At 67.1% G+C, this 11,167-nt stretch carries 10 protein-coding genes and 1 pseudogene; 4 read left to right on the top strand and 7 right to left on the bottom strand.

Annotation, left to right across the window (positions count from 1 at the left end; translation table 11 throughout):
* Positions 1–108 precede the first annotated feature (108 nt).
* Positions 109–1,224, bottom strand: a pseudogene (locus tag KZA10_RS02160) (glycine--tRNA ligase); the annotation flags it as partial.
* Positions 1,225–1,341: 117 nt separating this feature from the next.
* Between KZA10_RS02160 and KZA10_RS02155 the strand changes: the two are divergent.
* The gene (locus tag KZA10_RS02155; protein WP_218682055.1) at positions 1,342–2,811 is read left to right on the top strand and encodes a peptide MFS transporter; all 1,470 of its coding nucleotides are present in this window, start codon (positions 1,342–1,344) and stop codon (positions 2,809–2,811) included.
* Between the two features lie 38 nt (positions 2,812–2,849).
* Here KZA10_RS02155 and KZA10_RS02150 read toward each other — a convergent pair whose 3' ends face one another.
* From KZA10_RS02150 to KZA10_RS02140, 3 genes are all read right to left on the bottom strand, one after another.
* Positions 2,850–3,539 (bottom strand): GNAT family N-acetyltransferase, encoded by a 690-nt coding sequence (locus tag KZA10_RS02150; RefSeq protein ID WP_055866209.1) that lies wholly within the window; start codon positions 3,537–3,539, stop codon positions 2,850–2,852.
* Positions 3,540–3,589: 50 nt separating this feature from the next.
* Positions 3,590–3,751 carry a hypothetical protein gene (locus KZA10_RS02145; protein ID WP_218682054.1) on the bottom strand — a complete coding sequence of 54 codons (162 nt, stop codon included), beginning with the start codon at positions 3,749–3,751 and terminating at the stop codon, positions 3,590–3,592.
* A 70-nt stretch (positions 3,752–3,821) separates the two neighbouring features.
* Positions 3,822–4,304 carry a CarD family transcriptional regulator gene (locus tag KZA10_RS02140; RefSeq protein WP_017201416.1) on the bottom strand — a complete coding sequence of 161 codons (483 nt, stop codon included), beginning with the start codon at positions 4,302–4,304 and terminating at the stop codon, positions 3,822–3,824.
* Positions 4,305–4,441: 137 nt separating this feature from the next.
* On the opposite strand from KZA10_RS02140, the gene KZA10_RS02135 reads away from it, so the two are divergent.
* Positions 4,442–4,975, top strand: a complete 534-nt coding sequence (locus tag KZA10_RS02135; RefSeq protein ID WP_218682053.1) for a DNA modification methylase — start codon at positions 4,442–4,444, stop codon at positions 4,973–4,975.
* 87 nt (positions 4,976–5,062) lie between these two features.
* Here KZA10_RS02135 and KZA10_RS02130 read toward each other — a convergent pair whose 3' ends face one another.
* Positions 5,063–5,746 carry a response regulator transcription factor gene (locus KZA10_RS02130; RefSeq protein ID WP_017828959.1) on the bottom strand — a complete coding sequence of 228 codons (684 nt, stop codon included), beginning with the start codon at positions 5,744–5,746 and terminating at the stop codon, positions 5,063–5,065.
* Positions 5,743–6,966: a cell wall metabolism sensor histidine kinase WalK gene (locus tag KZA10_RS02125; RefSeq protein ID WP_055866802.1), complete on the bottom strand. Its 1,224-nt coding sequence runs from the start codon at positions 6,964–6,966 to the stop codon at positions 5,743–5,745. The genes KZA10_RS02130 and KZA10_RS02125 overlap by 4 nt, the downstream gene beginning before the upstream one ends.
* A gap of 216 nt (positions 6,967–7,182) precedes the next feature.
* Here KZA10_RS02125 and phoU point away from each other — a divergent pair, with 216 nt between their 5' ends.
* Positions 7,183–7,893, top strand: a complete 711-nt coding sequence (gene phoU / locus KZA10_RS02120; RefSeq protein ID WP_017828961.1) for a phosphate signaling complex protein PhoU — start codon at positions 7,183–7,185, stop codon at positions 7,891–7,893.
* 71 nt (positions 7,894–7,964) lie between these two features.
* On the opposite strand, the gene KZA10_RS02115 is transcribed toward phoU, so the two are convergent.
* Positions 7,965–8,714, bottom strand: a complete 750-nt coding sequence (locus tag KZA10_RS02115; RefSeq protein ID WP_218682052.1) for a phosphoglyceromutase — start codon at positions 8,712–8,714, stop codon at positions 7,965–7,967.
* A 58-nt stretch (positions 8,715–8,772) separates the two neighbouring features.
* Between KZA10_RS02115 and KZA10_RS02110 the strand changes: the two genes are divergently transcribed.
* Positions 8,773–11,130: a transglycosylase domain-containing protein gene (locus tag KZA10_RS02110; RefSeq protein WP_256934304.1), complete on the top strand. Its 2,358-nt coding sequence runs from the start codon at positions 8,773–8,775 to the stop codon at positions 11,128–11,130.
* The last annotated feature ends 37 nt before the right edge of the window (positions 11,131–11,167 follow it).

Raw genomic sequence — 11,167 nt, 5'->3', positions numbered from 1 at the left:
CGATCGCCAGCGGTTCGTATCCGGCATTCAGGACCAGTGTGCGCATTCGTCATCCTCTCGATCCGCCGGGACGGCTTCCCGGCACTCTCGACTCACACGAGGTCGTGCAGGAGGCAGATCGATCGCGTCCGGAGCCAGGCGCGGGTCGAGCTTGAGCACGGTGCGCACGTCGGTGCCGCCCTTGGCGTTGGGCACCTGCTCCTCGCGGTACGCGTCGACGAGGAACGCCATCATCGCGCGCGTGAGACCGAACGACGGCTCGATCACGTACGGGGTGTAACGCTCGCCGGTGGCCTGGTCGAAGTACGTCAGGCTCTGGCCGGACGCTTCGCTGTGGCTGGAGAGGTCGTAGTCGGTGCGGTTGGCGACGCCCATGAGCTCGCCCCACTCCTTGCCCGCGAAGCCGAACTTGTACTCGACGTCGATCGTGCCGGCCGAGTAGTGCGCGCGGTCGTCTTCCGGAACGTCGAACTGGCGCATGTTCTCGGGGTCGATGCCCAGGTCAATGAACCAGTTCCAGCACGCCTCGACCCAGTGCTCGAACCACTCCTGCGCCTCGGCGGGCGGCGTGAAGAACTCGATCTCCATCTGCTCGAACTCGCGGGTGCGGAAGATGAAGTTACCCGGCGTGATCTCATTGCGGAACGCCTTGCCGACCTGGCCGATGCCGAACGGCGGCTTCTTGCGGCTGGCGGTGAGCACGTTCGAGAAGTTCACGAAGATGCCCTGCGCGGTCTCGGGGCGCAGGAAGTAGAGGCCCGACTCGTCGTCGACGACGCCGAGGTAGGTCTTCACGAGACCGGAGAAGGCCTTGGGCTCGGTGTACTGCCCCTTGGTGCCGCAGTTCGGGCAGGGGATGTCGGCGAGCCCGTTCTCGGCCTTGCGGCCCTTGCGCGCCTCGAAGTCCTCGATCAGGTTGTCGGCGCGGAAGCGCTTGTGGCACTGCAGGCACTCGACCAGCGGGTCGGTGAAGGTCGCGACGTGACCCGAGGCCTCCCAGACGCGCTTGGGCAGGATGATGCTGGAGTCCAGCCCCACCATGTCGCCGCGGCCGCGCACGAAGGTCTGCCACCACTGGCGGCGGATGTTCTCCTTGAGCTCGGTGCCGAGGGGGCCGTAGTCCCAGGCCGACCGGGAACCGCCGTAGATCTCACCCGCTTGGAACACGAACCCGCGGTGGCGGGCGAGGGCGATGACCTTGTCGAGGCGGGACTGTTCGGCCATGGTGGCTCCAATGGTCGGATGCGGGAGGAAAAACCCGTGAACACGGGCACCTCATTCTATCCGTGGTTCCCGCGCGCTCCCTGGCCTCGGCGGCTGCGTCAGAGTACCGTCCTTGGGATGAGCACTGCAGCGCGAACACCGCGGACCCGCGACGACGACACCCGTTTCTTCGGGCAACCGTGGGCCCTGGTGCACATCTTCGGCGTGGAGATGTGGGAGCGCTTCAGCTTCTACGGCATGCAGGGCATCCTGCTCATCTACCTGTACTACTCGGTCACACTGGGCGGCCTCGGCATCCCCGAGGCGGTCGCGGGCGGCATCGTCGGTGCCTACGGGGGCTCGGTCTACCTGTCGACGATCCTCGGCGCCTGGCTCGCCGACCGACTGTTCGGCTCCGAGCGGGTGCTGTTCGTCAGCGCGATGGTGATCGTGGCCGGTCACCTGGCTCTCGCGTTCCTGCCCGGCGCCGTCGGGGTGGGCGTCGGTCTGGTGCTGGTCGCATTGGGCTCCGGCGGACTCAAGGCGAACGCGACCTCGGTCGTCGGCAGCCTCTACAGCGCGGAAGATCCCCGGCGGGATGCCGGCTTCTCGCTCTTCTACCTGGGCATCAACCTCGGTGCGTTCCTCGGACCGATCCTCACCGGCATCCTGCAGTCGTCTCTCGGATTCCACTACGGCTTCGGGCTCGCCGCCATCGGCATGACCCTGGGACTCATCCAGTACTCGTTCGGCCGCAAGGCCCTTCCCGCCTCGGCACGGGAGGTGCCCAACCCGCTTCCGAAGTCCCGCTACGGCCTGGTCGGGCTCATCGCTGGCGCCGCGATCGTGGCCATCGCCGTCCTGGTGCTCACCGGTGTGATCCGCGCAGACAATCTGGCCACCCTGGTGATCGTCGTCACGATCGTCGCCGCGGTCGCGTACTTCTCGGTGATCCTCGGCAGCCGTCGCATCGACGCCACCGAGCGATCGCGGGTGTGGGCCTTCCTGCCGCTGTTCATCACCAGCGTCGCATTCTGGTCGCTGTACCAGCAGCAGTTCACGGTGCTGACGATCTACTCGGACCAGCGCCTGGATCGGAATCTGTTCGGATGGGAGATGCCGGTGTCCTGGGTGCAGTCGATCAACCCGGTGTTCATCATCATCCTGTCCGGCGTCTTCGCGGCGATCTGGACCCGCCTGGGAAAGCGTCAGCCCTCGACGCCCGTGAAGTTCGCTCTGGCGGCGATCATCATGGGATCGGCGTTCCTGCTCTTCCTGCCGTTCGCCGGCGGAGGGGCGAACTCCACGCCGCTGCTGGCCATCGTCGGGATCCTCTTCGTGTTCACGGTCGCCGAGCTGCTCATCTCGCCGGTCGGCCTGTCGGCTGCCACCAAGCTCGCACCGACGGTGTTCCGCACGCAGATGGTCGCGCTCTTCTTCCTGTCGATCGCGCTCGGCACCGCCATCTCGGGCGAGCTCGTACGGTTCTACGATCCGACCGACGAGGTGCCGTTCTTCTCGATCCTCGGGGGCATCGCCATCGTGGTCGGCATCGGACTGCTGCTGAGCGTCAAGCCCGTGCTGAAGCTCATGCGCGGAGTGCGCTGAGCACACGGGCCACGAGAATCACGCCGTGAAGAGCGTGCTCACGCGGTGAAGAGGTAGCCCCGCGCGGTGTCGTAGCCGGCGATGCGCAACCCGCTGCCGAGCAGTCCCTCCATCTGCGCCCGCAGACGCAGACGCCACTCGTGGGCGGCTGCCGGGTCGGACTCGCGCAGCGCCTCGATGTCGGCGGGGATGGCCAGAGTTTCCACGACCGCGTCGTCAGCCGGGGGCTTGGCGATGTCGGCGAGCGCCCACTCGACATCGAGTCGGTCGCTCTCATCGCCCGCGTCGCCGCCGCCGAAGATGCCGTAGCGGTTCACCGAGTAGCCGGTCGCGCGGGCGCCCAGCACGGTGAAGAAGAAGTGGGCGTTGCGTGCCACGAGCGGATCGAAGACCCACGTGATGCGACCGACGTCTCGGGAGAAGGCCCACTGCCGCTGGTGCTCCTTGAGCTCGCGCCCCCAGCCGCGACCGCGGTACTCGGGCAGCAGCGCGGTGATGTGGGAGTGCATCGCACGGCGGGCGGGCTCGCCGAAAAACGCGATCGACGCGCCGACCATGCGCTCCTCGTCGCCCTCGCCGTCGAAGAAGCCGACGACGTAGTTGCCCGACTGCTGCAGGGCGCGCAGGGTTCCGGCATCCACCACGCGCTGCGGACCCCGAATGGAGTCGAGCAGGCCCTGGGCGTCGAGGATGAGTTCAACGGTGTCGAGGTCACGGATGGTTCGCACGCACCCAGTCTGCCCCTCCTCGGCCTGTTCGAGGAATCGGAACCTCGATGTCACCGCATCGGGAACGCCTCTCCCCCACCCGCGGCGAGCGCCTCGGCGACGATGCGGATGTGCTCCTCGGCCATCTCCTGCGGGATCGGCGGCAGGATCCCGTCCCAGAACGACAGCACCGCACCTTTGATCGCTGAACGCGGGACAGGGAGGATGGTCACAGCATCACGTTACCGGCGAAGACGACGAAAGGCGGATGCCGAAGCACCCGCCTTTCGTCGTGAAGAGAGCTCAGGAAGCGAGGACCTCGTCGAGCAGTGCGCCCGCCTTGTCCTCGTCGGTCTTCTCGGCCAGCGCGAGCTCGGAGATGAGGATCTGACGAGCCTTCGCCAGCATGCGCTTCTCGCCCGCGGAGAGACCGCGGTCCTGATCGCGACGCCACAGATCGCGCACGACCTCGCTCACCTTGATCACATCGCCGGAGGCGAGCTTCTCGAGGTTCGCCTTGTACCGGCGCGACCAGTTCGTGGGTTCTTCCGTGAAGGGTGCTCGCAGCACCTCGAAAACATGATCGAGGCCTTCCTTGCCGATGACGTCACGCACGCCGACCAGGTCGACATTCTCCGCGGGGACCTCAATGATGAGATCACCCTGGGTGACGTTGAGCTTCAGGTATTTCTTCGCCTCACCCTTGATGATGCGCTCCTTGACCTCGATGATGGTCGCAGCGCCATGGTGGGGATAGACGACGGTCTCGCCAACCTCAAAAAGCATAAAAACGTGTCCTTTCGGCAACCTCAAGGATACCACAGGGGACATGCGCTAAGGTTCGCGCCCCCGGTGCCGCAGGAGCCCTCGCGACTTACGCATAGAATGGATGCGGATATCCCCGCCGGACCTCAGGAGGACCCGTGAAATCGCGCCTTGTTGCGTCTGCAGCCCTCAGCGCCCTCGTTCTGCTCGGCGCGACCGGGTGCACGTTCATCACCCCACAGTCCACCAAGACCGAGTACGCCGCATCCGACGGCGTGAACGTCTCCGACGCCGACGGCCCGATCGACGTGCGCAACGCCCTCGTGGTCGCCACCGAAGACGGCTCTGTGGGCAATCTCATCGCGGCGTTCGTCAACCCCACCGATGAGAAGGCGACTCTCACGATCACGGTCGCGGGCGTCGACCCGCTCGTCGTCACCGTCCCCGCCGGCGACACGGTGAGCCTGGGCGCCGGTGCCGAACCGCTGCGCATCGTCGGACTCGACACCAAGCCGGGCGCGACGGTGGAGATGCACTTCCAGTCCGGCGACTCCCCCGGGGTCAAGACGGAGGTTCCCGTGCTCGACGGAACGCTCCCCTACTACTCGGACCTCGCCCCCTCGGAGAAGACGGCCCCTTCGACGCCGACGCCGAAGCCCACCGACACGGCGGCTCCGGCCCCCAGCAACTGACACCTCAGAGCACGAAGACGAAGAGGCCGGCGCCCAGGGGCGCCGGCCTCTTCGCTGTCTCGACGGGCTCTTCGTCCCGCCGGGAGATCAGCCTTCGAAGCGGTATCCCAGACCGCGCACAGTGACGAGCATCACAGGCTCGCTCGGGTTCTCCTCGATGCGCGAGCGGATCCGCTTGATGTGCACATCGAGCGTCTTGGTGTCGCCGAAGTAGTCGCTCCCCCAGACCCGGTCGATGAGCTGGCCGCGGGTCAGTACGCGCCCGGAGTTGCGCATCAGCACCTCGAGCAGCTCGAACTCCTTCAGCGGCATGTTGATCTGGGCTCCGGCCACGGAGACGGTGTGCCGATCGATGTCGAGCGAGACCCGTCCGCCGTCGAGCACGCGCTCGTCGAGCTCGCTGTCCGCCTGCACGACCCGGCGCAGCACGGCACGCATGCGGGCGAGCAGCTCCCGGGACGAGTAGGGCTTCGTGATGTAGTCGTCGGCTCCGAGTTCGAGGCCCACCACGATGTCGACCTCGGAGTCCTTGGCCGTGAGCATGATGATGGGAACGGCGGAGGTCGACCGGATCTGCCTGCACACCTCTGTTCCCGGCATGCCGGGAAGCATCAGGTCGAGCAGCACGATGTCGGCCCCGCGCTCCCGGAAGGCCGCGAGCGCTCCGGGGCCGTCCTCCGCGATCTCCACCTCGTAGCCCTCACGCCGGAGCAGGTACGCGAGCGGGTCGGCGAGGTCGGGCTCGTCTTCGACGAGAAGGATTCGGGTCATGCTCTCTCTCCGTTTCGAACGCGCGCGGATGCGGCGGACTTGGCCGCTTTGCGCGCGCGCTTCTTCTTGCTCTTCTTGCCCGCGTCGAGGTTGTCGGGGGCGTCGATCCGGGGAAGACGGATCGTGAACGTGGACCCGCGGCCCGGACGCGACCACAGCCGCACCTCGCCGCCGTGCCGCTGGGTGGCGTGCTTGACGATGGAGAGCCCGAGGCCGGTCCCTCCGGTGCGCCGCGAACGGGCCTCATCGGCCCGGTAGAACCGCTCGAAGATGCGCTCGCGATCGGCTTCTGCGATGCCGATCCCCTGGTCGGACACCGCGATCTCGACCACGCCGTCCTCCGCGCGGACGCCTACTCCGACGCGGGAGCCGCGGGGCGAATAGACGATCGCATTGGCGATCAGGTTTCCGACCGCCTCGATCAGGATCTGGGCGTCGCCGCGCACGAAGACGCCGCGGTCCCCTCCCCTGGTGAGCTCGACCCCTGCGGAATCGGCCTGCACGACGTGAGCCTCGATCGAGGAGGCGATCACCTCGTCGATCGCGACCGGGCCGACCTTCGTCAGACCGTCCTCGGCCTGGAGCCGGGACAGGCTCATGATGCGTCCGGTGAGCTGTCCGAGCCGCCCCGCCTCTGCGGAGATGCGCGCGGCGAAGATGCGCACCTGGGCGGGATCGTCGGCCGCGGACTCGATGGCCTCGGCGAGAAGGCTCACCGCGCCCACGGGCGTCTTCAGCTCGTGGCTCGTGTTCGCCACGAAGTCACGACGCATCTGATCGAGCCGCTCCTGCTCCGTGACGTCGCGGATGATCAGCAGCACCAGACGCGTGCCGATCACGCTGGCGCGCGCCGAGACCAGGCGGGGGTCGAGGCTCAGGCCCCCTCGGGTGAGGCGCATCGACTCGGTGGCGGTACCGCCGGCCTCCCTGACGCCGCGCACGAGCTGGCGCAGCTCCGGGTTGTCGAGCGTCGAGCCGACATCGATCCCGAACCGGGTCGCCGCTTGCGAGGAGGCGAGTACCAGACCGGAGGTGTCGACGATCGCCGCGGCATCGTCCATGCTGTGCAGGACATCGGTGATGCCGGCGGGAATCGCCAGCGATGTCTCCTCCTGCACGCGGGCCCGCGCCCGGTATGCCCACACGACGAGCAGGGAGAGGCCGACGCCGATCACCAGCCCGATGGCGAGCGAAGACAGCGCGAGCTGCGGCAAGGTCATGACATAAGCGTAGAGTGCGTTCACCGTCCGTCCGGCGGGTTTCCGCGCCCTGGCGGGAACAGGAGAAGTACTATTCACGTGCTGGGCACCGTTCGTTAACCTTCGAAGCAGACAATCGCTTCGGGCTTGTGCTGGAGCACAGACCTGCTCTCGTGCGGACGACCCGCCGTCTCGCGCTGACACAGCCGAGATCCGAATGAAAGGTTGCGCCCCAACATGCGCGAAGTCTTCCACCAGTCCCTCGAGGACCTTCAGAACCGCCTCGTCGAGATCGCCGACCTCGTCACGGTCTCGATCGACAAGGCCACCAGGGCATTCGCCACGAGCGATGTGGCACTGGCCGAGGAGGTCATCGCCGATGACGCCAAGATCGACGAGCTGGCCGTCGCCCTCGATGAGCAGGCGATCGAGATCCTCGCCCGCCAGCAGCCGGTCGCGCGCGATCTGCGCATCGTCGTGACCGCTCTGCGTGTGAGCGCCTCGCTCGAGCGCATGGGCGACATGTCGGAGCACATCGCCCAGCTCGCCCGCCTCCGCTTCCCCGAGCGCGCCATCCCGAAGGGCCTCAAGGGCACCTTCGTGAAGATGGGCGAGCTCGACGTCGAGGTGGCCCGCACGCTCTCCGAGCTGCTGCGCACCCAGGATCTGCGCTTCGCCGACGCCATCCGCAACGCGGACGACGATGTCGACGAACTGCACGCCACCGTCTTCGAGAAGGTGCTCAGCGACAACTGGAAGGGTGAGGCGACGGCGACCGTCGACGCCACGCTCGCCAGCCGGTACCACGAGCGCTTCGCCGACCACGCTGTCGCCGTCGCGAAGAAGGTCGTCTATCTCGCCACCGGTGACTGGGCGGTCGACGAGGAGGACATCCCCCTCGCCGTCGAGCAGCAGGAGCTCGGCCAGCAGGAGTTCGGCCACGCCTGATCGCACCCGCGGCAACGCAGAAGCCCCCGATGCCTTCGCATCGGGGGCTTCTGCGTGAGGAGCAGAGGCTCCTACTTCTTGCCCTGGGCCGCGACCGCGGCGGCACCGGCGGCCGCGGCCTCCGGGTCGAGGTAGCGTCCTGGGCCGGTGGGAACGTTGTTCTCGTCCAGCTCATAGACCAGCGGGATGCCGGTGGGGATGTTCAGCTCGGCGATGTCGTCGTCGCTGATGCCCTCGAGGTGCTTCACCAGGCCACGCAGCGAGTTGCCGTGCGCCGTGACGAGCACGGTCTTCCCGGCCTCGAGGTCGGGGACGATCGCGCTCTCCCAGTACGGCAGCAGACGGTCGATGACGAGCTTGAGCGACTCGGTGCGCGGCACCTCGCCGTCGATGCCCGCGTAGCGGACGTCGTTCACCTGGCTGAACTCGCTCTCGTCGTCGAGCGCGGGCGGCGGCACGTCGAACGAGCGGCGCCACAGCTGGAACTGCTCGGGGCCGAACTCCTCGAGGGTCTGCGCCTTGTCCTTGCCCTGGAGCGCACCGTAGTGACGCTCGTTGAGCCGCCACGAGCGGGTCACCGGGATCCACAGACGGTCGGCGGCGTCGAGAGCGATGTTCGCCGTCTGGATCGCACGGCTGAGCAACGAGGTGTGCAGCACGTCGGGGAGGATGCCGGACTCTGCCAGGAGCTCGCCGCCGCGGCGCGCCTCCTTCTCGCCCTGCGCGTTGAGGCGGACGTCCACCCAACCGGTGAACAGGTTCAGTTCGTTCCACTCGCTCCGGCCGTGGCGGAGCAGGATGAGGGTGCGCGTCGCAGTCATGCGGCCAGTTTATCCGCCCGGAGCCGAAGCCCTAGTCGGATGCTGGGAGGATGGAGACATGGCGTCATCTCCCCTCGGTCGGCCGACCCGCGGCACCACGGGGACCAACCGGCTGCGACGCATGGTCACCTACGAGCAGGTCTCCCCGAACCTGTACGACGCGATCCTCTCGAGTGAGGACAAGAACTTCTACAGCCATGGCGGCGTGAACATCGGCGCCACGGTGAAGGCTCTCGTCGACAACGTGCGCGGAACGTCCAGCCGCGGCGCGTCGACGATCAGCCAGCAGTACGTGAAGAACGTGCTCATCCAGAAGTGCGAGCAGGAGGTCGACACGACCTCCGACACCTACTCCGAAGATCTCCAGCAGTGCTGGCTCGACGCGACCAACGCGACAGGGAGCAAGGGCATCGAGCGCAAGCTGCAGGAGATGCGGTACGCGATCCAGATCGAGAAGGACTTCTCGAAGAACGACATCCTGCTCGGGTACCTGAACATCGCCAACTTCGGTGGCACCGTGTACGGCATCGAAGCCGCAGCGAACTACTACTTCTCGACGACCGCGGCGAACCTCACGGTCGCGCAGTCGGCGACGCTCGCCGGCATCGTGCAGAACCCCAACACCTACCGCATCGACAAGGCAGAACAGGGCACGATCACGAACGCCGAGGGCGTCGCGCTGAACAACGCCGCTGACGGCTACGCGCTCACGAAGGACCGCCGTCATTACGTGCTCGGTCGCATGCTCGCCGACGGCAAGATCACGCAGGCGCAGTACGACGAGGCCGACGCCTCGGACATCGCGCCGGCCCTGAATCCTCCGACCCAGGGCTGCGCGTCCGCTGGGGCCAGCGCATACTTCTGCCAGTACGTGAAGTCGATCGTGCTGAATGACGAGGCCTTCGGCAAGACCCAGCAGGAGCGGACGGACCTGCTCCGCCGCGGCGGTCTGAAGATCTACACCACGCTCGACTACCGCATCCAGACCCCCGCCGCCGAGAAGATGGCAGAGGTCGTTCCCGCGAACGCCGACAACGCTTACTTCGGCGCTGCCGGCGTCTCGGTCGAGGTCGGCACCGGTCGCATCCTCTCCATGACGCAGAACACGCTGTTCACCGAGACCCCCACCGACGACCAGGCCTATTCGTCGCTGGTGTTCGCCGGCGACAGGGAGCACGGCAACTCCGGCGGCTTCCAGGTCGGCTCGACCTACAAGCTCTTCACCCTGATCGACTGGCTCGAGAAGGGGCACTCCGTCAACGAGGTTCTCAACGGAAGCGTGCAGACGAACCTGAAGATCCCCGTCTGCGGCGCAAAGCAGAACGCCAACACGAAGGAGATCGGCAACTTCGGCGGCGGTGGCGGTGGAACCGGGTCCGTGCTGAGCTTCACGAAGAACTCGCTCAACAGTGGTTACTTCGCGATGGCGTCGAAGCTCGACATCTGCGACATCAACAAGGTCGCCGACCGTATGGGTGTCACGCTGGCGAACGGCGGCAAGGTGACCGACGAGAACGTGCCCTTCGACGTGCTCGGCCCGAAGAACATCTCGCCCCTCGCGATGGCGAACGCCTACGCGACCGTCGCCAGCGGCGGCACGTACTGCACGCCGCGCGCGATCGATCGCGTCGTCGGCCCCGACGGTCAGGAGCGCGAACTGCCCGCCTCCTCGTGCACCGAGGGCGTGATCTCCCCCGAGGTCGCAGCGACCGCTGCCTTCGCGCTGCAGAGCGTGATGGGTGGCGGCGGCACCGGTTCCCGGGCCAACACCAACGACGGCACGCCGCTGATCGGCAAGACCGGAACGCACGACACCTGGTCGACCATGATGATCGAGTCCAGCACCAAGGTCACCACGGCGGTGTGGGCCGGGCGTTGGCAGGGTCAGGAGAACATCTACCGTAAGAGGGCCAACGGCTGGAACCTCAACGACATGCGCTACCCGGTGGCACGGGCCGCACAGGCCGCAGCCAATGCCGCCTACCCCGGAGATGCCTTCCCGAAGCCCGATGGCAAGCTGACCCGCCAGCAGCTGGCGACGGTTCCGAGCGTCGTGGGCAAGTCGGTGGAGGAGGCGACCGCGATCCTGACGGACGCGGGCTTCCAGGTCTCCGTCGGAGGGGCGGTCGACAGCGATCTCGCCGCCGGTCTCGTCGCAGCTCAAGATCCCAACGGGGAAGCTGCGACCGGCGCGACCGTCACCCTCACGACGAGCAACGGGCAGGGCACGACCGTTCCCGCGAATCTCGTCGGGATGTCGAGAGTCCAGGCCTCTGCCGCGCTCGGTGCCGCAGGATTCACGAACATCGAGATCGACAAATCCTGCAATCCACCGACCTCCGTCGTGGGCAGTTCCGACCCGGCTCCCGGCACCGCGGCCAGCAAGTCCACGTCCGTCCGTGTGACGTGCCAGTAGTCGCACGCCGCGCCGCACACCCGGCCCTCGTCGCGCT

The organism is Microbacterium sp. BF1, assembly GCF_019279095.1.
Taxonomy (GTDB): Bacteria; Actinomycetota; Actinomycetes; order Actinomycetales; family Microbacteriaceae; genus Microbacterium; species Microbacterium maritypicum.
Note: the sequence above shows the minus strand (reverse complement) of the source record. Positions and strands in the feature narration are given on the sequence as shown.

Bases quoted from the DNA above. Each gene is read 5' to 3' on its own strand.
- KZA10_RS02115 (WP_218682052.1), bottom strand. From the start codon at position 8,714: ATGACTGCGACGCGCACCCTCATCCTGCTCCGCCACGGCCGGAGCGAG.
- KZA10_RS02140 (WP_017201416.1), bottom strand. From the start codon at position 4,304: ATGCTTTTTGAGGTTGGCGAGACCGTCGTCTATCCCCACCATGGCGCT.
- KZA10_RS02125 (WP_055866802.1), bottom strand. From the start codon at position 6,966: ATGACCTTGCCGCAGCTCGCGCTGTCTTCGCTCGCCATCGGGCTGGTG.
- KZA10_RS02130 (WP_017828959.1), bottom strand. From the start codon at position 5,746: ATGACCCGAATCCTTCTCGTCGAAGACGAGCCCGACCTCGCCGACCCG.
- phoU (WP_017828961.1), top strand. From the start codon at position 7,183: ATGCGCGAAGTCTTCCACCAGTCCCTCGAGGACCTTCAGAACCGCCTC.
- KZA10_RS02110 (WP_256934304.1), top strand. From the start codon at position 8,773: ATGGCGTCATCTCCCCTCGGTCGGCCGACCCGCGGCACCACGGGGACC.
- KZA10_RS02155 (WP_218682055.1), top strand. From the start codon at position 1,342: ATGAGCACTGCAGCGCGAACACCGCGGACCCGCGACGACGACACCCGT.